The following is a 22,044-nucleotide window of genomic DNA, read 5'->3' as shown; positions in this document are numbered from 1 at the left end:
AAGGCGCATCGTCGAGGTCATGAGCACAACGCCCGCCGAGCATCTCGACGTCGTCATCGTGGGCGCCGGCATCTCCGGCATCGGGGCGGGGCGCTACCTGACCACGCAACTGCCGGGCAAGACGTTCGCGATCCTGGAGGCCCGGGCCGCGTCCGGCGGCACGTGGGACCTGTTCCGCTACCCCGGCATCCGGTCCGACTCCGACCTGCACACGTTCGGCTACGAGTTCAAGCCATGGCAGGACGAGGAGTCCATCGCCTCCGCGCCCAGGATCCTGCGGTACGTGCGGGAGACCGCCACCGAGAACGGCCTCGACACCCACATCCGCTACCACCACAAGGTGCTCGGCGCGGCGTGGTCGAGCGACGAGGCCCGGTGGATCCTCGACGTCGAGCGCACCGACACCGGGACGCGGACGCGGATGACCGCCGGCTGGCTGTTCTGCGCCGGCGGCTACTACCGGTACGACGCCGGCCACACCCCGCACTTCGAGGGCCGCGAACGGTTCGCGGGCCCGATCGTGCACCCGCAGCAGTGGCCCGAGGACCTCGACTACGCCGGCAAGCGCGTCGTCGTCATCGGCAGCGGCGCCACCGCCGTCACGCTGGTGCCCGCCATGGCCGCCGGCGCCGCCCACGTGACGATGCTGCAGCGCACGCCGACGTACGTGATGCCGGTGCCGAAGAAGGACCCGATCGCCAACGCGCTGCGCCGGTGGCTCGGCAACGAGCGCGGCTACCGGGCGGCGCGCCGCAAGAACATCGCCCAGCAGCGCGCGGTCTGGCGGTTCTGCCAGAAGCACCCCCGCCTCGCCCGGCGGATCATCCGGCGGATCAACGTCAAGCAGCTGCCGCCCGGGTTCCCCGTCGACGAGCACTTCAACCCGCCCTACGGCCCCTGGGACCAGCGGCTGTGCGCGGTGCCCGACGGCGATCTGTTCCGGGCGATCCGCCGCGGCACGGCCAGCGTCGTCACCGACCGGATCGCCACCTTCACCGAGCGCGGCGTGCTGCTCGAGTCCGGGCGGGAGCTGGCGGCGGACATCATCGTCACCGCGACCGGCCTGCAGGTGCAGGCGCTCGGCGGGCTGCGGCTGACCGTCGACGGCGCGCCGGTGCACCTGCCGGACACGGTCGCGTACAAAGGCATGATGCTGTCCGGCGTGCCCAACCTCGCCTTCGCGATCGGCTACACCAACTCGTCGTGGACGCTGAAGGTCGGGCTGCTGTGCGAGCACTTCTGCCGGCTCCTCGCGTACATGGACGCCCACGGCCACGACGTCTGCCGCCCTGAGGTCGGCGACCCGGCGATGCCGACCAGGCCGTTGCTCGACTTCGCCGCCGGCTACATCCAGCGCGCCGTCGACCAGCTGCCCCGGCAGGGAGACCGCATGCCCTGGCTCACCTCCATGGACTACCACTCCGACGTGAAGCTGCTGCGCGCCGGCCGCGTCGACGACCCCGCCCTGCACTTCTCCAAGGCTCCCGTGAAGGTGACCGCATGACCGGGACGGAGCGCAGCGGAGGGCCGGGCATCATGGGCGCAGTGTTTGGGTCAGGCGGACGCCGGAGCGCAGCGGAGGTGGCCGCATGACCGAGGACCTGTTCGCCGAGCTGCCCGGCGGCACGACCATCTGCCACCGCGTCGAAGGCCCGGCCGACGGGCCGGCGCTGCTGCTGGTCGCCGGGCTCGGGCTGGACCTCACCTCGTGGCCGCGGCGGATGGTCGACGGGTTCACCGGCCGCGGGCTGCGGGTGATCACGCTCGACAACCGCGACACCGGCCGCTCCACGCGCGTCCGGGCCCGCCCGCCGGGCATGCTTCGGCAGCTGCTCGCCCGGCCCGTGCCCGGCGCGTACGACCTCGGCGACATGGCCGCCGACGTGGACGGGCTCCTCGGGCACCTCGGCGCCGGCCCGGTGCACGTGCTCGGCATGTCGATGGGCGGGATGATCGCGCAGACCCTCGCCGCCCGCCACCCGGCGCGGGTCGCCACGCTCACCTCGGTCTTCTCCACCACCGGCGACCGGCGGGTCGGGCAGCCGGCCCGCTCGACGCTGCTGCGGATGGCGAAGCGGCCGGCCCGCACCGCCGAGGAGGCCGTCGAACGGCACCTGTCGCTGCTGCGGCACATCGGCTCCACCACCGACTTCCCGCCCGATGTGGCGCTCGAACGCGCGTGGGTCACCGGCGTGTGGGACCGCGCCGAGGGGCGGCCCAACCCGGCCGGCGTCGGCCGGCAGATCGGCGCCATCCAGGCCTCCGGCGACCGCACCGCGGAGCTGCGCTCGATCACCGCCCCGACGCTCGTCATCCACGGCGACACCGACCGCATGGTGCACCCCAGCGGCGGCCGGGCGACCGCCGCCGCGATCCCCGGCGCCCGGCACGTCGAGATCGCCGGCATGCGCCACCACTTCGCCCCCGGCGTCATCGACCGCGTCGTCGACCTGACCGCCGACCACATCACCGCCACGGCAGGGGTCCGCGAATGAGCAAGGTCTCCGGCAAGGTCGCCGTCGTCACCGGCGCGGGCTCCGGCATCGGGCGGCAGCTCGCCGCCGAGCTCGCCCGGCGCGGCGCGCGGCTCGCCGTCAGCGACGTCGACGAGGCCGGGCTCGCCGCCACCGTCGAGGAGGTCAAGGCCCTCGGCGCCGAGGTGCACGCGGCGCCGCTCGACGTCGCCGACCGCGCCGCGGTGCTCGCCCACGCCGAAGCCGTCGCTGCGCACTTCGGCGTGGTGCACCAGGTGTACAACAACGCCGGCGTCGCGGGCGGCGGGCGCAGCGTCCTGGACAGCGACTGGGCCGCGTACGAGCGGACCATCACCGTCGACCTGTTCGGCGTCATCCACGGCACCAAGGCGTTCCTGCCGCACCTGATCGCCTCCGGCGACGGCCACGTCGTCAACGTCTCCAGCCTCAACGGGATCATGGCGCAGCCGGCGCTCAGCGACTACTGCGCCGCCAAGTTCGGCGTGCGCGGCTTCACCGAGGCGCTGCGCGGCGAGCTGCTCGCCGCCGGGCACCCGGTCCGCGTCAGCGTCGTGCACCCCGGCGGGGTCCGGACCAACATCGCCACCGCCGCCCTGGCGCACGCCCGCGGCCAGGGCGCCGACGTCACCGCCCGCGACGAGGCCCGCACCCGCCTCTACAACGAGAAACTGCTGACGATGCCCGCGGACCGCGCCGCCCGCATCATCGTCGCCGGCGTCGAGGCGAACCGGCCGCGGATCCTCGTCGGCAACGACGCCAGGTCCGCCGACCTCCTCGTGCGGTGGCTGCCGCGCTGGTACCCGAGGCTGACCGCCCGCCTGGAGCGTCGCCTTTCCGCCGCCACCTGACCGCGGTTGCGCCGGGGTGGCAGAGTGCGAGCGTGCACGAGATCGTCACCTGGCTGCGGGACCTGCCCACCGGCTGGTTCGCGCTCCTGGCCCTGGCCGAGAACGCGGCGCTGGTCGGGGTCACCGCCCTGCTCGGGCACTGGGCGCTGAAGCTGCCCGGCGCGCACCGGGTCACCCCGCCGCCCGGCCCCGTCAGCCGCCTCGAGCTGGCGCTGGTCGCCGTCGCGACGGTGCTCAACGCGGCGGTCACCGTCGCCGGCTGGTGGCTGTGGCGCGCCGGGATCATCACGTTCACGCTGCCGCTCACCTGGCGGGCGCTGCCGGACCTCGTGGTGCTGCTGGTGGTCATGGACGTGTTCCTGTACGTCAGTCACGCGACCGCGCACGTGCGGTGGCTGTTTCCGCTCGCTCACCGGCTGCACCACGTCTTCGCCGACCCGCGGCCGATCACCCTGTTCGCGCTGCACCCGGTGGAGGTCGCCGGGTTCGGCGGGGCGTGGCTGGCGATCCTCGCCGTGCACCCGTTCTCGGCGTGGGCGGTCGCCGCGTACACCCTGCTCAACCTGCTCTTCGGGATCCTCGGGCACCTCGGGGTGGAGCCGCTGCCGCCGCGGGTGCGGGCCTCCGCGGTCTTCAAGTGGGTCGCCACGCCGGCCATGCACGCGGGGCACCACGCGACGCCGCGGTACAACCTCGGCTTCTACACGACGGTGTGGGACCGGCTCTTCGGCACGCTCGAACCCGGCTACGACGCCCGCCGCACGGGCGCATCGCCCAGAACGCCTGTAGGCGACACAACGGGCATCGGCATCCCGACAGCGCCGTCCGCCGGATGATCCAGAATAGGTGCTCCACCCCCTCGAGACGGAAGAAGCGAATAGCCATGCGAGCCACCCGATCGATCGTCGCCGCCACGACCATGCTGCTGCTCGGCGTGGGGCTCGCCGCCTGCTCGTCGCAGTCCGACGACCTGGAGAAGCAGCTGACCAAGGCCGGCTACACGAACGTGTCCGCCGAGGCCGACTACGACACCGTGTACGACAAGAAAAAGAAGAAGAACGTCAAGAAGCTCGACGACTACGAGGCCGACGCGAAGGCCGGCAGCTGCACCGTCGAGATCGAGCAGGACTCCGGCGACCACGACTACGTCATCGAGACCGTGAACGGCAAGGAAGTCAACTTCAGCAACCTCACCGCCAGCGCCCTCATCGCCGAGCTCGCCAAGCAGGACGTCCGGTGCTGATCAAGCAGAAACGTCCGGTGCTGAGGTAGCGCACCGGCTCAGCGCCTACGGCGCTCGCGGGGTCCCGCCTCGGCCGTCTTGTACGTGACCAGCGGGACCGTGGTCGCCACCGGGGTGGCCAGGCCGTGCGCCTCCAGGTCGCCGATCACCTGCTCGATGCGCTTGTACGCGGTCGGCGCCTCCTCGAAGAGCAGCTGCCGGTCGCCGCACACGACCAGCGAGCCGACCGGCGTGCGGCGCAGCTCCTCGACGGTGTGCTTGGCCTTGCCGCGGCGCAGGGCGTCGGCCCGGGACATCTTGCGGCCGGCGCCGTGCGCCACCGAGTGGTTCGCCTCGGCGCCGGCGTGCGCGGCGACGAGGTACGACGGGGTGCCGCGGGTGCCGGCGACCAGCACGTCCTGCCCGTCGCCGGGCGCGGCGCCCTTGCGGTGCAGGTAGATACGGTCGCCGCCCTCGCCGGTGCGGACCTCGGCGAGGTTGTGGCACTGGTCGACGACGGGTTCGGACAGCTGCGCGCCGAGGGCGTCGGCGACCCGGGCCGCGAGCAGCCGCCGGTTGAGCGAGCCCCAGCGCACCGCGTCGTCGTGCGCCGCCAGGTACGCGGCCGGGTCGGCGGCCGGTCCGGCGCCGTGGACCTCGGTGTGCGCGCGCAGGATCCGCTCGCCGAAGCCGCGGGACCCGCTGTGCACGACGAGCACGAGGTCGCCGGCGGCGAGCCCGAGCCGGGCGGCGTGCGCCTCGTCGAGGACGGTGCCGACCTTCGCCAGCTCCACGAAGTGGTTGCCGCGGCCGACGGTGCCGAGCCCCTCGACGTGACCGCCGGGGATCTCCCCGTCGACGAGGCCGGGGTCCAGCGGGACGTCCAGGTCGGGGAACTTCGCGGCGAGCTTCTCCGGCACGGCCCGCTTCAGGCCGATCGGGAACACGGCGATGCCGCAGCCGATGTCGGAGCCGACGAGCAGCGGGTACAGCACCGTCGACGCCATCGCGACGCCGATCGGCGCACCCTTGCCGGGGTGCAGGTCGGGCATGCCGGCGACGTGCAGCATGCCGTCGAGCGCGGCGACCTGGTGGCACTGCGCGACGGCGTCGGACTCGATCCAGCTGCCGGGGCCGGCGAACACGGAGACGGTGGCGGACATGGTCCTCGCTTCAGCGGGAGGAGGGGCATGGCAACACGGGGTGTCCGTCAGCGCGTCATGCCGTCCATGATCGTTGGAGCCCGCCGGCCGCGGCAACCGGTTTTTCGGCGCCCCGGCGCTCCAGGAGCGCCGGAGCGCCGGAGCGCCGGAGCGCCGGAGCGCCGGAGCGTGCGTCGCGCTCAGTCGAGGGTGAACGTGGCGTCGGCGCGGCTCGTCGCGTCGGTGGCGGTCTGCAGGAACAGGTCGGCGCCGCTGTGCCGCACGTACCGGCCGGGGAAGTTCTGCGACTCGAACGACACCGCCGTACTGCTGGCGAGCCCGGCCCGGCGGAAGAAGCTGGCGTCGGCCTTGAACGTCGCCGAGCCGTCGTTGCGCTCGACCCACACCTCGTAATTCTTGTGCCGCAGGAAGTAGCCGGGGAAGTTGGTCGACTCCAGCGACACGGTGCCGCCGCCGTTGAGGCCGGTCACGATGCGGAACTGCGCGTCGGCGAGCGGCGTGACGTTCGCCTCGATGCGGGCCCGGAAGTTGTAGTGCCGCACGAAGCTGCCCGCGGCGTTGTACGACTGCAGCCGCACCGGCGTGGCGCCGTCGGGCACCGGGATGCCGAAGTTCGGGGTGCCGTCGGCGTTCCAGTACAGCTTCTGCACGCGGGTGCGGCGGTTCGGGTCGTTGAGGGGGTCGCCGCTGATGTCGCGGTAGCTGCGGTCGTGGTAGACGAGGATGTCGCTCTGGCCGTCCTCCGACGTCGTGAACGAGTTGTGGCCCGGGCCGTACTGGCCGGTGGACGCGTTGCTGGTGAAGACCGGCTGCGGGCTCTTCACCCACGACGACGCGCTGAGCAGGTTCGCCGACGCGGACGCCGTCAGCAGGCCGAGGCAGTAGTTCGCGTCGGTGGCGCTGGCGGAGTACGTGAGGAAGATCCTCCCGTTGCGCTGGATGACGGTCGGGCCCTCGTTGACCGCGTACCCGCGCTTCTCCCAGTCGAGGGTCGGCGTCGCGATCCGGACCGGCGTGCCGGTGATGGTCCACGGGTTGCTCATGCGCGCGATGTACACGTTGGAGTTGGTCGCGATGCCGGGCTCGGACTGCGCCCAGATCAGGTACCGGACGCCGCCCGCGACGAACGTCGAGGCGTCCAGGGCGAACGTGTCCCAGGCGGTGGTGATGCGGCCCTTCTCGGTCCAGGTCGCGGTGAGCGGGTTCGCGCCGGTGCCCTCCAGCACGTACATGCGGATCGCCCAGACGTTGTCGGTCGCGCCGGCGGCGAAGTACACGTACCACTTGCCGTCGATGAAGTGGATCTCCGGTGCCCAGATGTGCGCGCCCATGACGCCGCTGGAGTGCTTGCGCCAGATGACGGTCTCGGCCGCGGTCGACAGCCCCTGCAGGGTCGTCGCCCGGCGCAGGACGATCCGGTCGTACTCGGGGACGGTCGCGGTGAAGTAGTAGTACCCGTCGGTGTGCTTGACGATCTGGCTGTCGGCGCGCTGGTTGACCAGCGGGTTGGTGAACTGCACGGCGGGCGACGCAGCGGCGGCCTGCGGCGTGGCCACCAGTGCGGCGGAGGTGGCAATCAGGGCGGCAAGGATCGCGAGCAGGCGTCTGCGCATGAGGGCTCCTCGTGGCGGCGGGGGTACGCCATGTTTGCGCTCACATCGGCAGTTGTCAACCATCGGGACGATTGCCTTTGTGAGCGCGAACACGGCCGCCCGCTACGGCACCTGGTCGACCGTCCCCCGCGGGGTCGACGCGTTGCACCGGCGGATCCTGGCCGCCGTCAGGCGCGAGCCGACGACGAGCCCGTAGCGGCGCACCGCCTCCATGCCGTAGTTGCTGCACGTCGGGATCTGCCGGCACCGCGTCGGCAGGTGCGGCGAGAGCCAGCGCTGATACCCGCGGATGGCCACCATGCCGGCCCGCCCCGGCCCGCTGGCGGTCGCCCGGGGCTTCCTCGTCGGCGTGCTGATCGCCATCGTGCCGAGCAGCATCGTGCCCAGCATGAAGTTGCAGTCACAGCCCGGCACGTCGCACCCGTCGCAGCCCGGCACGTCGCAGCCGCTGAGGCCGTCGCATCCGTCGTACCACTTCGACCTGCGCTGGCCCTCGTTCTCCGTCTCCACGCGCGGCATTGTGTCGTGCCCCCGCAACGTCGATCAACCCCGCTGTCAGCTGTCCGTCGCCGTGCCCGCCCGTCAGGCGGGCACGGCGCGGGCTCAGCCGCGGCTGTGCAGGTGGGGCAGGTGCAGCTCGGCCGGCTCCGGGGGCAGGTCCTTGACGCCGGCGGCGACGGCCTCCTCGTGGCGGCGGTGCGCGGACGGCAGGGCGAGCGAGGCGACGACCGCGAGGACCGCGACGCCGGCGCAGACCCAGAAGCCGGCGGTGAAGGCGGCGTCGGTCGGCAGCCCTTGCGGGGTGCTCTTGGACGTGATGACGGCGGCCACGACGGCGGTGCCGATGCTGCTGCCGATGGTGCGGGCGATGGTGTTGACGCTGCTGGCCTCGCCGGTCTGGGCGGCCGGGACGCTCTCGATGATGGCGTTGGACATGGCGGCGAAGGACAGGCCGATGCCGGCGCCGGTGAGCACGCCCGAGGCGAGCACCTGCCAGACGGCGCCGTGGGCGACGGCCGGGAGGGCGAAGGCGGCGACGACCGCGGCGGCGCCGAGGAACATCGGGACCTTCGGGCCGAAGCGGCGGTTGAGCAGGCCGGCGATGGGGCCGAAGACGACCATCATGAGGACCGTCGGCAGCAGGAAGAGGCCGGACTCCGACACCGACTTGCCGAAGCCGTAGCCGGTGGCGGCGGGCAGCTGCAGCAGGGTCGGCACGAGCAGGAACGTGCCGAACATCGCGAAGCCGAGGATCAGGGCGACGAGGTCGGTGGCCCAGACGCCGCGGATCGACATCAGGCGCATGTCGACCAGCGGCTCCTTCACCCGCAGCTCGACCAGCACGAAGCCGACGAGGGTGGCGACGCCGAGCGCGAGCAGGCCGATGGTCTTGCCGTCGGTCCAGCCCCACGACTGGCCCTTGCTGATCGCGAGCAGCAGCGACACCAGCGACACGGACAGGATCCCGGCGCCGAGCACGTCGAGGCGGCCCGGGGTGCGCACCGGCGACTCCGGCATCCCGAAGATCGCGCCGAGGAGCGCCACCACGACCAGCACCAGGGGCAGCCAGAACAGCCAGTGCCACGACAGGTGCTCGACGATCGGCCCGGCGCCGACGATGCCGACACCGGCACCGACGCCGAAGATCGCCGACAGCAGGCCGACGGTGACGGCGACCTTCTCGCGGGGGAGCTCGTCGCGGACGATGCCGATGGACAGCGGCAGGATCGCGCCGGCGGCGCCCTGCATGGCGCGGGCGACGATGAGCACCGCGAGGTTCGGGGCGAGCGCCGCGAGCAGGGTGCCGGCGGCGAGCACGGCCAGGACGCCGATGAGGACGCGGCGCTTGCCGGCCATGTCGCCGAGGCGGCCGAGGATCGGGGTCAACACGGAGGCCGACAGCAGGTATGCGGTCAGGATCCAGCTGATGTCCGCGGTCGAGGCGTTCAGGTCGCGGGCGATGGTTGACATCGCGGGCGCCACCAGCGACTGGAGCACCGCGAAGGCCAGGCCGCCCAGCGACAGGTAGACCACCAGCAGCGTGCTGTTGGCGTGCCGGGCGGTGGCCGGCGGTTCCAGAGTTCGCGTCATGAGGTCCTCGCGGCGCTATGTAAACGATTGCTGACTTGCCAAGTATGGGCGGCCCGCGAGCTAAGTCAACAATCGTTTACGTCACACCGGACGGCGTCTACCCTGGTGGCGTGACGAGTGAGGACGCGACCGGGGTGCGCCGCCGGGACGCCGCGGCGACCCGCCGGCTGCTGCTGGAGGCGGCCCGCCGCCGGTTCGCCGCGGACGGGTACACGGCCGCCACCGTGCGGGACATCGCCACCGACGCGGGCGTCAACGTCGCGCTCATCAACCGGTACTTCACGTCGAAGGAAGGCCTGTTCGAGGCGTGCCTGGCGGGGGTCGGCGACGAGCTCGGCCGCACCGTCGGCGACGTGACGCTGGACCGGATCCCGCACGACATCGCGGCCCGCCTCGCCGGCCCGCACGCCGCCCAGCACCGCACGCAGCTGCTCCTGCTGCTGCGCTCCTCCGGCGACGAGAAGGCCGAGGCGATCCGGGTGGAGATCCTGCGCCGCTTCGCCGAGAAGATGACGGCGGCCGCCGGCCTGCGACCCGACGACGCCGGGATCCTGCGGGCCCAGCTGGCCCTTGCCGCGTCCATCGGCATCGCCCTGCTGCGCGCCTCGACCGCCCTCGAGCCGCTCGCCTCCGCAGGCCAGGACGACCTCGTCGGCCCCCTCACCGACATGTTCACTGCCCTCATGGCACCGCGCGACGCCTGAGTGTGCCACTTTGGCACACGATGGCTTGCTCGTGTGCCACGCGCGTGCCATAGTTGTGCCATGGACCTGAACTCGTATGTGGCCAACCTCGGACGTGAGTTCGCCACCCTCGCCGAGGCCGGCGGGGAGGAGGCGCGTGCGGTGGTCGAGCGGCTGACCGGGCCGCTCGAGTCGGCGATCCGCATGACGCTGCTCGAGGCGCTGTCCGCGGCCGCCGACGAGATCACCCTCGACCTCGCGCCGGGCTCGGTGGAGCTGCGGCTGCGGGGCCGCGACCCGAACTTCGTCGTGACCCTGCCGCCCGCCCCGGCCCCGGTCCCGGCCGACGCCAAGACCGCGACGGCGGACCTGGCGGCGGCCGAGCCGCTCCTCGCCGAGGACGGCCCGGCCGCGCGGATCAACGTCCGGCTGCCCGAGCAGCTCAAGGCCGCGATCGAGGAGGCCGCCGCGAAGGAGGGCCGCTCGGTCAACGCCTGGCTGAGCCGGGCCGCCGCCGCCGCGCTCCAGCGGTCCGACCCGCGCGCCGAGCCCGCCGCGGCCGCGCCGCAGGCCAGGCAGGCGCTCACCGGCTGGGTGCGCTAGCCCGCGCCGCTCCTCGTCACCGCCCTTCACCACCACTGAGCCGGCCCAACCGCGCTGAGCAGCGCAAACGGCTCACCTACCCAAGATGTGGGGATCACCATGCCAACGTTCACCACCCCCGAATCGATCACTGTCACTGTCGAGCTGGGCGTCGGCGACGTGCGCATCGTCGCGAGCGACCGCACCGACACCGTCGTCGAGGTCCGCCCGAGCAACGACGCCGACGAGTCCGACGTGCAGGCCTCGAAGCAGGTCCGGGTCGACTACACCGACGGCGTGCTGCGGGTGACCGGCCCGAGGTCGCGGCTGTTCGACTTCTCCCGCAGGACCAGGTCGGTCGACGTGTCGATCGAGCTGCCCAGCGGCTCGCAGGTGTCCACCGAGCTCCAGGTCGGCGGCGTCCGCGGCGACGGCCGGCTCGGCGAGTGCCGCGTGCGGACCGGCGCCGGCAACGTCTCGCTCGCGGACACCGGCCCGCTGCGCCTGGACACGGCGGCCGGGCACGTCACCGTCGGCGGGGTCGCCGGCAACGCCGAGATCCACACCGGCACCGGCAAGGTCCGCGTCGGCGACGTGCGGGGCAGCGCCGTGGTCAAGAACTCCAACGGCGACACCACCATCGCGTCCGCCGCGGGTGACGTACGGGTGCGCAACGCCAACGGCGACATCGCCGTCGAGCGGGCCGGCGCGGGCGTCGACGCGAAGACCTCCAACGGCGCCATCCGCCTCGGCGAGATCGCCCGCGGCTCGGTCGTCCTCGGCACCGCGATGGGCGACCTGGAGATCGGGATCGCCGAGGGCACGGCCGCGTGGCTCGACGTCACCACCGGCTTCGGCCGCGTGCACAACCTGCTCGACAGCGCCACCAAGCCCGAGCCCACCGACGAGACGGTCGAGGTCCGCGGCCGTACCACGTACGGCGACATCACCGTCCGCCGCTCCTGACCTCTTTCGCAGTGGAGGAACCGCCATGTTCGACAGATGGGGCAAGTTCGTCGTCCGGCGCGCCTGGTGGGTCATCGCCGGCTGGCTCGTGGGCGCGGCGCTGATCATCGGCCTGCTGCCGGGCCTCTCCGACATCACCAGCGGCGACCAGGGCAGCTTCCTGCCCGACAGCTACGAGTCCGTGCAGGCGATCAACCTCGCCAAGGCCGCGTTCCCGGAGCAAGCCACGTCCACCGCGATCGTCGTGGTGAAGCGCGCCGACGGCGGGCCGCTGACCGCCGCCGACCAGACCCGGGTCGGCGCCCTCGCCACCGCGATCGACGGCGCGCACGTCGCCGGGATCGGCAAGGCGCAGACCGGCCCGCAGGCCGTCGCGCCCAACGGCCTGGTGCAGCTCGTCACCGTGCCCATCACCGCCGCCCTGACCGACGCGCAGGGGCAGCTGGACGCGGTGACCGGGACCCGCGACGTCATCAAGGCCGACCTCGCCGGCACCGGGCTCAGCGCCGGCGTCGCCGGGCAGGTGGCCCAGGTCGTCGACAACAACGACACGTTCAACACCGCGTTCGCGGTCGTCGGCGCCGCCACGTTCGCGCTGATCATCGTGCTGATCCTCATCATCTTCCGCAGCCCGATCGCCGCGCTGCTGCCGATCGTCGTCATCAGCGTGGTGCTGCAGGTGTCGTCGAACCTGATCGCGGCCGCCGGCAAGGCGTTCGGCTTCAACGTCGACCAGAGCCTGCAGACGCTGCTGCTGATCGTCCTGTACGGCATCGGCACCGACTACCTGCTGTTCCTGCTCTTCCGGTACCGCGAACGGCTGCGCGCCGGCGAGGACCGCAAGACCGCGATGGTGCACGCCGTCGCCCGGGTCGGCGAGGTCATCACCTCGGCCGCGGCCGCCGTCATCGTCGCCTTCCTGGTGCTGCTGCTGGCGAGCTTCGGCGGGTTCGGCTCGCTCGGCCCGGCGCTCGCCATCGCCGTCTTCGTCATGCTGGTCACCGGCCTGACCCTGATCCCGGCCCTGGTGAGCCTGATCGGCCCGGCGACGTTCTGGCCGTCGAAGGCATGGCGGCGCGAGCCGAAGGGCACCGCGTTCCTGCGCATCGGCGCGGCGCTCGGCCGCCGGCCCGCGGTCGCGGCGATCGCCTCCGGCGCCGTGCTGGTCGCGCTCGCCGGCGGGGTCCTGCTGTACAAGGCGGACTACGACTTCGCGGCGGGCTTCCCGAGCACGACCGAGTCGGCGAAGGCCGCCGCCGACCTGGAGCGCGGCTTCCCGCAGGGCGCGCTGGACCCGACCGAGGCGTACCTCACCACCGGCGACGGCAGCCGGCTCACCCCCGCGCAGCTCGACCGGTTCGGCGCCGCCGCGGCCAAGGTCGCCGGGGTCGGCGGCGTCCAGCCACCGGTCACCGCGGCCGGCGGGACCGTGGCCCGCTTCGCCCTGCTGCTGTCGGTCAACCCGGCCTCCAACGAGGCGATCGACCTGGTCCACGACCACCTCCGCGCCGACCTGCACGCCGTCGCGCCGCCCGGCACGAAGGTCCTCGTCGGCGGCACCACGGCGATCTACGCGGACATCAACGCCGCCAACAACCGCGACCTGTCGGTGATCCTGCCCGTGGCGGCGCTGCTCATCGCGGTCATCCTCGGCCTGCTGCTGCGCAGCGTCGTCGCGCCGCTCTACCTGGTGGTCGCGGTGCTGCTCAACTTCGCCGCCACCCTCGGCGCCGCGATCTACCTGTTCCAGAGCCTCGCCGGGCGGCCGGGGGTGACGTTCCAGCTGCCGATCGTGCTGTACCTGTTCGTCCTGGCGATCGGCACCGACTACAACATCCTGATGATCGCCCGGCTGCGGGAGGAGGCGCGGGCCGGCAACGAGCCCAGGGCCGCCGCGGCGCTCGCCGTCCGGCACGCCGGCCCGTCCGTCGCCGCGGCCGGCCTGATCCTCGCCGGCACGTTCGCGGTCCTCGCCCTCGCCCCGGTGTCGTTCCTGCGGCAGATCGGGTTCTCGGTGGCGGCCGGCATCCTGCTGTCGGCGTTCGTGATGTCGATGTTCCTGGTGCCGGCGCTGACCGCGCTGCTCGGGCACGCCGCCTGGTGGCCGGGGCACGGCGACGCCGCCCGGACCACCGCCGTCGACCTCGGCAAACGCCAGGAGGCGCCGGCCGGGTCGCACTGACCAGAGCGCGGCGAACGGCAGCGGCGGCACCGCCCCGGACCCGACCGTCCGGGGTGGTGCCGCCCCGTTGCCGTCGTCGACGCGGGGGTCAGTCGTCGTCGACGGCGACGCCGTGCAGGGTGGCGAGCCCGGCGAGGCCGTGGTCGTACCCCTGCCCGATCGCCCGCAGCCGCCACCGGCCGTCGCGCCGGTAGACGGTGGCGAGCAGCAGGCTGCGTTCGGTGGTGGCCGCGTCGAGGGTGGCGCGGGCGTGGGTGGCGCCGTCGCCGGCCCGCGCGACGAACTCGACGGGTCCGAGGTCCCCGAACGTGTGCGTGCCGGTGATGGCGGCGGCGAGCACGATCCGGGTGACGTCCTTGGGGATCCGGCCGAGGCGGACGTCGACGAGCGCCTCGTGCGGCACGTCGAGGGTCAGCTCCACCGACCCGTCCGCCGCGGCGGGCTGGTTGTAGAAGACGAAGTCGGCGTCGGCGCGGACCTGCTCGTCCTGGTCGGTGAGGAACGCGACCACGTCCACCTCGGCGCCCGCGCCCGCCGGCCAGCTGACGGCGACCGTCCAGTCCTCGACGTCGTCGGGCAGGTCGATGACGGCGCCCCGGGACAGGACCACCGCCGGGACGGCCGCGGGCGGCTCGACCGCCGCGGCACCGGGTGCGGCGGCCGGCGGTTCGAGGGCGTCCGGGGTGCGGACGGGCAGGGCGAGGGCGGTGACGGTGGCCCAGCGGCGGTCGTTGTCCGCGCCGGGGAGGGCCACGACGCCGTTGACCCGGGCCGTCAGGTTGACCGCGGCGATCCCGCCCAGGTCGGCGATCCGGTTGCGGACCTCCGCCGCCTCGGCGTGGGTGCCGCCGAGCACGAGCAGGCACCGCCCGGCGAGCGGCCCCGCCGGTGCGGCGGCCCGCTGCGACGGCACGTCGGCCCGGGGGCGGGCGGCCTCCGGCTTCGGCGTCCCGGGCTCCACGTCCGCCAGCAGCGACGCGAACGTGGCCTCGGAGACGACCGGCACGGCGTACATGGCGGCGGCGCGCAGCTTCGAGGTGGTGGCGGTCGCGTCGTTGGTGACGAGCAGGCCGGTCCTGCCGCTGACGGTGTTCATCACGTCGAGCCCCGCCTCGGTCGCGCGGGCCGCGAGGGCGTCCCGGGCCGTCGCGGTGCTCCCGGTGATGGCGACCTTCGCGCCCTGGATCAGGCGGCGGCCCTGCGTCCAGCGGCCCGGCCACGCCCACGGGCAGACGGGCCGCGGCAGCCGGGCCGGGTAGACCGGGTCGGTGGCGGCCGGGTCGCAGGCGCTCAGCGGCAGGTCGACGGCGAGGGCGTCGGCGGCGGCGAGGCTGTGCCGGAGGATCTCGGTGAGGACCCGCGTGTCGTCCTCGGCGTCGTGCGGCCGGGCCTGTGCCACGCCCCAGTGCGCGGCGAGCGCCGCCAGGGACAGGCTCGCCGTCGGCAGGTCGAGGCGGCGGCTCAGCGCGAGCGTGCACAGCCGCTGGCTGACCGGGAGGCGGTGCACGGCCCGGTGCGCCTCCGCGGCCAGGAACTTCCAGTCGAACGCGGCGTTGTGCGCGACCAGCACCCGCCCGTCGAGCAGCCGCGCGAGGTGCCCGACGACCGCGTCGAAGCGGGGCGCGCCGGCGAGGCGCTCGCGCGTGATCCCGTGGACGTGCACCGGGCCGGGGTCGCGGCCGGGGTCGACCAGGGTCGACCAGACCTGCCCGAGGGTCCCGTCGGACTCCATCTGCGTGACGGCGATCTGCAGCACCCGGTCGCCGGGCGCGTGCAGGCCGGTCGTCTCCACGTCGACGACGGCGTACCGCAGCGGGTACCGCGTCGCCGCGCTGGCCGGCAGGGTCAGCATGACCGTCACAACAGGGTCCTTCCGGTGGGCGGGAGGCGATTCTGAACCCACCGCGCCGCGGAACCCGGCCGCACCGCGCGGCGTGTCGCCGACCCGCGCCGAACGGTGGCGCGCCGGCGGCCGGAACGGTCACCCGCCATGCCCCGAACGGCGGTGGCGGTGGTGACGGCATGCGTTACCGTGCGGGAGGTGCAGAACGAGATCGTCGCGGTCACCGTCTATCCCCGGCAGGCCCGCGTCACCCGGCGCGGCCAGGCCACCCTCGAGGCCGGCGAGCAGCTCGTCGAGATCGGCCCGCTGCCGATGGGCATGGACACCGACTCGGTCCGGGTCAGCGGGCGCGGCCCGGCGACCGTCCTCGGCGTCGACGTGGTGCTCAAGCGCCACGCCGAGCCGTCCGACGGCACCGTGACGGCCGTCCAGGAGGAGCGGCGCGCGCTCGAGGACGAGCTGGCCGAGATCGCGGACACCGAGACGGTCCTGCGACAGCGGCAGGCGTTCCTGACGACCCTCGGCGAGCGGGCCAGCGGCGCCTACGCGCGGGCCCTCGCCACCGGCGACGCCGCCGCGGAGACGGTCACCGCGTTCACCGCCACGATGGGCGGCGAGCTGTCGCAGGTCCTGGCCGGCGTCCGCGACCTGCAGCGCCGGCGCACCCGGGCCGCCGACCGGATCGCCGCCCTGGACCGGCAGCTGCTGGACCTGTCGGGCAAACGGGAGCCGGACGCGCACTACGCGGTCGTCGCGCTCGCCGTGTCGGCGGCCGGGCCGGTCCAGCTGGACCTGTCCTACCAGGTGCCCGACGCCGGCTGGCGCTCCACCTACGACGTGCGGCTCACCGGCGAGACGCTGCGCCTGACCTGGTTCGGCCTGATCGAGCAGCACACCGGCGAGGACTGGCCGGAGTGCGAGCTGGCGCTGTCGACGGCCCGCCCCTCCGGCGTCGTCGCGATCCCCGAGCTGCAGCCCTGGTACCTCGACCTGCTGATGCCGCCACCGCCGATGCCGCCGATGCAGTCGTTCGCGGCCTACGGCGCCGCGCCCGGTGGCGCTCCCGCGCCCGCGATGGCCCCGGCGCCCCGCGCGATGGCGAAGGAGCAGTTCGACGGGTTCGCGGAGGTCGAGATCGCGCAGGCCAGGGTCGAGGAGGGGCCGGTCGCGGCCACCTACCGCCCGGCCCGCGCGGTCCCGGTGCCCGCCGACGGCACCACGTCCCGCGCGACGGTGCTGGTGCTCGACCTCGGCAGCCAGCTCGACCACGTCGTCGCGCCGTCGCGCTCCACCGACGTGCACCTGCGGGCGAAGGTGACCAACACGTCGCAGCACACGCTGCCGCCCGGGCAGGCGGCCGTCTTCCACGAGGCCGACTTCGTCAGCAAGACCGCCCTGTCGACGTGGGCGCCCGGGGAGGAGCTGGAGCTGGCGCTCGGCCTCGACGACCGGGTCCGGGTGGAGCGGGAGCTGACCCGCCGCACCGCGACCAAGGCGACGCTGGGCTCCAGCCGGCGCCGCGAGGTCGAATACCGCACCACCGTCGGCAACTACACGGGCCGCCCGGTGCGCATCACCGTGCTCGACCAGGTGCCGGTCGCCCGCCACGACACGATCACCGTGCGGGAGACCGTCCTGGAGCCGCCGCCGGCGGAGCGCACCGACCTCGGCGTCCTCACCTGGCGCCTGGTCGTGCCCGAGGGGCAGAGCCAGACGGTGCGGCTCGGCTACCGCGTCGAGACCGCCAAGGGCGCCGAGCTGTCGGGCTGGCGCGAGTAGCGACCCGCCGGCGCCGGCCCGGGCAGCGACCTGCCGGCGCCGGCGCGACCAGCGGGAGGAGAGCGCGGCACCGGCCGTCGATGTACAGTGCACTGGGTGGTCACTTCGATGACTTCCGCCCCGGATCTGCGGGCCTACGACTTTCGGTACAAGCGCACGATCGCTGAGCTGAGCTACCGCTATGTCCTGAACCCTGCCTCACCGCACCGCGACTGGGCGCTGCGGGAGATCATCCAGCCGGCGTTCCGTGCGCTGCACCGCGAATACGGCGTGACCGCCGAGCCCCTCGCCTACGGCCAGCTGCCGCAGGACGTGTCCGGCGGCGCCACGTATGTCATCTACGGGCCGACGAACCCGCTGCTGATGTCGCCGGAGGAGCGGCACTACCTCGCGGCGCTCGCCGCGACCGGCGCCAGGACCAACATCATCTCGGCGTACCCGCTGACCGAGACGCACGAGGACCGGCCCGACTACGCCCTGGCCCGCACCGTCGTGCCGCAGCTGTGCGACGCCCTCGACATCAACGCGATCTACCCCGACCACCTCGACCTGGCCCGGGGGCTGCGCACCAACACGTGGCAGGACGTGCACGCCAACGCGATCGGTGAGACGGTCCGGGTCAAGTACCACCCGACGCAGAGCGTCGACCCGGGCGACCGGGCCGTGCTCGACCGGCTGCGCGTGCGGCACGCCGGGGAGGTCGCCGAGCTGGCCCGCATCCACCGCGACCACCACCTCTGGCAGCGCAAGCCCTACACCGACGGCTCGATCATGTTCACGCACGACGGGCACTGGCTGGTGTCCCAGACGGTCACCGACAAGTCGCGGATGACCGCCGCCGACTACGACCTGATCACCTCGTTCGACGAGGGGACGCAGAGCCTCACCTACACGGGGGAGCGCCTGCCGAGCTCCGACGCGCCCGAGTTCCTGATGCTGAGCGGCCTGATGGCCATGCAGGGCCGGCGGCCGCGGCTCCTCGTGCACTTCCACCACCGGGAGCTGACCCGCGGCCGGCGCCACCGCGACCTCGTCTCCGACACGCGGATCGAGGGCGGGCGCTTCGCCGCCGGCCGGCAGTTCTTCCGTGAGCTGCGGCAGAAGTCGACGAACTGGTTCATCATCCGCGAGCACGGCATGGTGTGGACCGGCGACTCGGTCGTGGAGTTCGAGGACTACGTCCGCTCCGTCGTGTCGGCCACGACCTGACGGCGGCGGAGGGTGCCGAGCGTGCGCTCTTTCACGAGCGCTGCGGCACCGCCTCCGCCTCCGCCGGCTCGGTCCGGGTCGCCGCCGTGACCTCGTGCCGGCGGGCCTCGTGCCGGCGGGCCAGGAACAGTATCGGCAGCGCCATCACCTGCAGCAGGCCGCCCAGCACGAACGAGGTCGGGTAGCCCCACAGGTCGGCGGCCCGGCCCAGCCCCGGCTGGGTCACCACGCCGCCGCTGCTGGCGACGAGCGAGTCGAACGACAGCACCGTGGCCCGCCGGTCCGACGGCAGCAGGCCGTTGAGGTACGCCTGCCGCGACGGCAGGATCGCCGCGGACACCATGCTGTGCAGCGCGAGGAGGGCGATCGCGAGCGGTACACCACCCGCCAGCCCGAACCCGGCGAGCAGGGCGCCGTTGAGCGCCACCCCGGCGATGACCACCGACATCCGCCACCGGAACAGCGACTGGAACGCCATCGCCAGCAGGCCGCCGACGGTCTGCGCCGCGGCGTTGACGGCCGCCGCGACGCCGAGCAGGCCGTAGGCGCGCCGGTCGCCGGCGAGCTGCAGCAGGTAGGGCTTCATGGTGAACGCGACGTAGTAGCCGACCCCGGCGGCGAGCATCGAGCCGAGCATGACCCAGCGCACCGCCGGCCGCCCCCAGCCGTGCCGCACCGACTCCGTCAGCACCCGCCGCACGTCCTTCACCGGCCCGCTGCCCCGCCGGGGCGTGAACCCGATGTCGTGCATGACCCGCCACGCGACAATGGTGAGCGTCAGCAGCAGCGCGGCCCGGACGAGGAACGGGACGCCGACGTCGGTCGCCTGCGCCACGTACGCGCCGCCGAGCGAACCGGCGAGGGTGCCGATCCCGGCCGCCACCTGCCCCCGCGCGAACACCTGCTCCAGCCGGCCGTCGTACCGCAGGTGGTGTAGCGCGTCGACCAGCCACGCCTCGGTGGCGCCGGAGAAGAACGTGAAGCCGACCGCGAGGACGACCGACACCCCCGCCCATACCCACACCCCGGCGTGCAGGCGCCAGGCCAGCCAGTACAGCAGCGTCGTGACCGCCAGGGTGCCGCCGCCCAGCAGGTAGGACGCCCGCCGCCCCCACGTGTCGGCGATCGACCCGGTCGGGATCTCGAACACGGCGTAGCCGAGCGTGAAGCACGCGTTGGCGACGAGGGCCTCGGTGTTGCTCAGCCCCGCCTCGAACAGCAGCAGCGAGTTGATCCCCCAGATGAACGTGACGGCGAGGGTGTTGAGCAGCACCAGTGTGAGGTAGAGGCGGCGCACTTGGCGGCCCGTCACAGCCATGGCGCCAGCTTACGGCCTGAGCCCCGTCTATTTGGAAGATTGTCGATGAGGAGGCGCCTCAACCGCGGAACGCGGTCGGGACCAGAGCGTCGCTTGGCTACAGTCATGGTCATGGGGAGTGAGTGGGGGAGTGAGACGGCCGCGGGCACGCCGGTGGACCCGGTGGGCACGGCGGAGCACGCAGCGGAGAGCACGGTGGCGGACGGGGCCGCGGACGGCGACGGCTGGCAGCCGCGGTCGCGGGTCGGTGCCGTGGTGGCGGCGCTGCTCAACGGGGACCACGACGCGGCTGAGCAGGTCGCCGACGAGTCGCAGGAGCACGACCGGCACGCCGACAAGGACCCCGAGGTCCTGGCCGCCGCGATCCGGCTCGCCGTGTGCAGCCTGTTCGACGAGGACACCCCGCCCGGCGCGATCGCCGACTACGTCGCGGTCATGGCCCGCGACGTCGAGGTCGACCAGGACGCGGCGGTGGCGCTCATCCGCGCCCAGCTCGGCCACGAGGACGAGCTCGCGGCGTTCCCGGAGCAGGTGGTGATCGACACCACATGGTCGGTGTTCGGGTACCTGTGCGAGCAGCGCCTCGGCCGGGAGGACTCCCTGGAGCTGATCGCGCAGGCCGAGGCGGAGACGCTGTAACGGCCGGTCGGCCATCAGTCACCGAACGGCGGATCTCAATCCCGGCCGCCTGTGCCAACATCAACTTCCGTGGATGCTGAGACGCGGATCGTCGTGCGGTTCGAGGGGCCCGGCGCCGGTGCCGGCCCCCTGGCCTGGGGGCAGCGGCAGGTGTGGGCGGCGATGGTCGAGATCGACTCGTCGATGAGCATGGGCGGTGCGATGCCCGTCACCGGCGGGCGGACCGCCGAGGACTACGCGGCTGAGCTGCGCTTCTTCATGTGCCGCTACGCGGCGATGCGGACGCTGCTGCGCTTCGCGGACGACGGCACGGTGACGCAGGAGGTGTTCGGCTCCGGCGAGACCGCCCTGGTGGTGCTCGACGCGGCCGATGACGACGACCCGGCGGCGGTCGCCGAGGATCTCGCCGCCCGGTGGCGGGAGCGCAAGTTCGACTACGAGCACGAGTGGCCGCTGCGCATGGGCGTGGTCCGGCAGCACGGCGCCGTCACGCACGTGGTGGCGCTGATGTGCCACATCGCCGCCGACCTCGGCGGGGTCGCCGTGATGATGCGGGAGCTGGCCGGCAGAGACCAGGTCACCGGCGAGCCGGCCGGCCCCTACGAGGCGCCCCAGCCGCTCGACCTGGTCCGCCTGCAGCAGGAGCCGGCGATGACCCGGCAGACCGCCGCGGCGATGCGCTACTGGGAGTCGCACCTGCGCGCCATCCCGGCGTCGATGTTCGACGCCCCCGCCGACCGCGGGGCGCCGGTGTTCTGCCGGCTGCGGTGGCGGTCCCGCGTCATGCACCTGGCCGCCGAGGCGGTGTCGGCCCGGCTCGGCGCGGACCCGGCGTGGGTGCTGCTCGCCGCCTTCGCCGCCGGCCTCGAACGGCTGCGGCCCGGCACCGGCCCGTTCGTCGCGATCAACATCATCAGCAACCGCTTCCGGCCGGCGCTGCGCGACGTGGTCAGCCCGATCACCCAGGACGGGCTGTGCGTCCTCGACGTCGCCGGGGTGAGCCCCGACGAGGCGATCGCCCGGGCCCGGACGGCGTCGATGAGCGCGTCGAAGTACGCCTACTACGACCCGGCGGCCCGCGCGGCGCTCACCGAGCGGGTCAGCCGGGAGCGCGGCGAGGAGCTCGACCTCACCTGCATCTACAACGACCGGCGCACCCCCCGGCCGGCCGGACCGGCGGCGCCGGTGCCCGCCGAGACGCGGGTGTTGTCGGAGGAGCCGCTGCGGTCCCTGGGACCGAAGCTCATGATCGTCGTCGAGGACGTGCCGGACGTGGTCCAGCTGACCGTCGACGTCAAGACCCGGTTCCTGTCCCTGCCGGACCTGCGGGCGCTGCTGCACGAGATGGAGGCGTTCGTCGTGGACGCCGCCGGCCAGCCGGTGGCGTAATCCGCGCGGGAACGGGCACTGA

General features: G+C 73.4%; 19 protein-coding genes. 13 read left to right on the top strand and 6 right to left on the bottom strand.

Features of this window, described 5'->3' with window-relative positions; translation table 11 throughout:
• The first annotated feature begins 19 nt into the window (after positions 1–19).
• From AB0I21_RS04665 to AB0I21_RS04645, 5 genes are all read left to right on the top strand, one after another.
• Positions 20–1,504: an NAD(P)/FAD-dependent oxidoreductase gene (locus AB0I21_RS04665; RefSeq protein ID WP_360559079.1), complete on the top strand. Its 1,485-nt coding sequence runs from the start codon at positions 20–22 to the stop codon at positions 1,502–1,504.
• Between the two features lie 85 nt (positions 1,505–1,589).
• The gene (locus tag AB0I21_RS04660) at positions 1,590–2,495 is read left to right on the top strand and encodes an alpha/beta hydrolase (protein WP_360559078.1); all 906 of its coding nucleotides are present in this window, start codon (positions 1,590–1,592) and stop codon (positions 2,493–2,495) included.
• On the top strand, positions 2,492–3,343 hold the full coding sequence (locus AB0I21_RS04655; RefSeq protein ID WP_360559077.1) for an SDR family NAD(P)-dependent oxidoreductase: 852 nt from the start codon (positions 2,492–2,494) through the stop codon (positions 3,341–3,343). The genes AB0I21_RS04660 and AB0I21_RS04655 overlap by 4 nt, the downstream gene beginning before the upstream one ends.
• Positions 3,344–3,375: 32 nt before the next feature.
• Positions 3,376–4,179, top strand: a complete 804-nt coding sequence (locus tag AB0I21_RS04650) for a sterol desaturase family protein (protein ID WP_360559076.1) — start codon at positions 3,376–3,378, stop codon at positions 4,177–4,179.
• A 47-nt stretch (positions 4,180–4,226) separates the two neighbouring features.
• Positions 4,227–4,586 carry a hypothetical protein gene (locus tag AB0I21_RS04645; RefSeq protein WP_360559075.1) on the top strand — a complete coding sequence of 120 codons (360 nt, stop codon included), beginning with the start codon at positions 4,227–4,229 and terminating at the stop codon, positions 4,584–4,586.
• A gap of 38 nt (positions 4,587–4,624) precedes the next feature.
• On the opposite strand, the gene AB0I21_RS04640 is transcribed toward AB0I21_RS04645, so the two are convergent.
• The 4 genes from AB0I21_RS04640 to AB0I21_RS04625 form a co-directional block, all read right to left on the bottom strand.
• Positions 4,625–5,728: an RNA ligase RtcB family protein gene (locus tag AB0I21_RS04640; RefSeq protein WP_360559074.1), complete on the bottom strand. Its 1,104-nt coding sequence runs from the start codon at positions 5,726–5,728 to the stop codon at positions 4,625–4,627.
• A 179-nt stretch (positions 5,729–5,907) separates the two neighbouring features.
• Positions 5,908–7,341: a family 43 glycosylhydrolase gene (locus AB0I21_RS04635; protein WP_360559073.1), complete on the bottom strand. Its 1,434-nt coding sequence runs from the start codon at positions 7,339–7,341 to the stop codon at positions 5,908–5,910.
• Between the two features lie 102 nt (positions 7,342–7,443).
• Positions 7,444–7,851, bottom strand: a complete 408-nt coding sequence (gene yidD, locus AB0I21_RS04630) for a membrane protein insertion efficiency factor YidD (protein WP_360559072.1) — start codon at positions 7,849–7,851, stop codon at positions 7,444–7,446.
• Positions 7,852–7,944: 93 nt separating this feature from the next.
• A complete protein-coding gene (locus AB0I21_RS04625; RefSeq protein ID WP_360559071.1) occupies positions 7,945–9,432 on the bottom strand; it encodes an MFS transporter in 1,488 nt (495 codons plus the stop codon).
• Positions 9,433–9,542: 110 nt separating this feature from the next.
• On the opposite strand from AB0I21_RS04625, the gene AB0I21_RS04620 reads away from it, so the two are divergent.
• The 4 genes from AB0I21_RS04620 to AB0I21_RS04605 all read left to right on the top strand — a co-directional run bounded on the left by AB0I21_RS04620 (position 9,543) and on the right by AB0I21_RS04605 (position 13,845).
• Entirely contained in the window at positions 9,543–10,136 is a 594-nt protein-coding gene (locus tag AB0I21_RS04620; RefSeq protein WP_360559070.1) for a TetR family transcriptional regulator, read from the top strand.
• A 60-nt stretch (positions 10,137–10,196) separates the two neighbouring features.
• Positions 10,197–10,718 carry a toxin-antitoxin system HicB family antitoxin gene (locus AB0I21_RS04615; RefSeq protein ID WP_360559069.1) on the top strand — a complete coding sequence of 174 codons (522 nt, stop codon included), beginning with the start codon at positions 10,197–10,199 and terminating at the stop codon, positions 10,716–10,718.
• 99 nt (positions 10,719–10,817) lie between these two features.
• Positions 10,818–11,663 carry a DUF4097 family beta strand repeat-containing protein gene (locus AB0I21_RS04610; protein WP_360559068.1) on the top strand — a complete coding sequence of 282 codons (846 nt, stop codon included), beginning with the start codon at positions 10,818–10,820 and terminating at the stop codon, positions 11,661–11,663.
• 25 nt (positions 11,664–11,688) lie between these two features.
• On the top strand, positions 11,689–13,845 hold the full coding sequence (locus AB0I21_RS04605) for an MMPL family transporter (RefSeq protein WP_360559067.1): 2,157 nt from the start codon (positions 11,689–11,691) through the stop codon (positions 13,843–13,845).
• A gap of 88 nt (positions 13,846–13,933) precedes the next feature.
• Here the strand turns inward: AB0I21_RS04605 and AB0I21_RS04600 are convergent, their stop codons facing one another.
• Positions 13,934–15,697, bottom strand: coding sequence for a TerD family protein (locus AB0I21_RS04600; protein WP_360559136.1), 1,764 nt, complete (start codon positions 15,695–15,697; stop codon positions 13,934–13,936).
• A gap of 189 nt (positions 15,698–15,886) precedes the next feature.
• Here AB0I21_RS04600 and AB0I21_RS04595 point away from each other — a divergent pair, with 189 nt between their 5' ends.
• Both AB0I21_RS04595 and AB0I21_RS04590 read left to right on the top strand, forming a co-directional pair.
• Positions 15,887–17,467, top strand: coding sequence for a DUF4139 domain-containing protein (locus AB0I21_RS04595; RefSeq protein WP_360559066.1), 1,581 nt, complete (start codon positions 15,887–15,889; stop codon positions 17,465–17,467).
• 108 nt (positions 17,468–17,575) lie between these two features.
• Positions 17,576–18,676: a hypothetical protein gene (locus tag AB0I21_RS04590; protein WP_360559065.1), complete on the top strand. Its 1,101-nt coding sequence runs from the start codon at positions 17,576–17,578 to the stop codon at positions 18,674–18,676.
• Between the two features lie 31 nt (positions 18,677–18,707).
• On the opposite strand, the gene AB0I21_RS04585 is transcribed toward AB0I21_RS04590, so the two are convergent.
• On the bottom strand, positions 18,708–19,994 hold the full coding sequence (locus AB0I21_RS04585) for an MFS transporter (protein ID WP_360559064.1): 1,287 nt from the start codon (positions 19,992–19,994) through the stop codon (positions 18,708–18,710).
• Positions 19,995–20,105: 111 nt separating this feature from the next.
• Between AB0I21_RS04585 and AB0I21_RS04580 the strand changes: the two genes are divergently transcribed.
• Positions 20,106–20,633 (top strand): hypothetical protein, encoded by a 528-nt coding sequence (locus AB0I21_RS04580; RefSeq protein ID WP_360559063.1) that lies wholly within the window; start codon positions 20,106–20,108, stop codon positions 20,631–20,633.
• 69 nt (positions 20,634–20,702) lie between these two features.
• On the top strand, positions 20,703–22,022 hold the full coding sequence (locus tag AB0I21_RS04575) for a condensation domain-containing protein (protein WP_360559062.1): 1,320 nt from the start codon (positions 20,703–20,705) through the stop codon (positions 22,020–22,022).
• Positions 22,023–22,044: the final 22 nt, after the last annotated feature.

The organism is Dactylosporangium sp. NPDC050588 (genome assembly GCF_040654975.1).
Lineage (GTDB): Bacteria > Actinomycetota > Actinomycetes > Mycobacteriales > Micromonosporaceae > Dactylosporangium > Dactylosporangium maewongense.
Note: the sequence above shows the minus strand (reverse complement) of the source record. Positions and strands in the feature narration are given on the sequence as shown.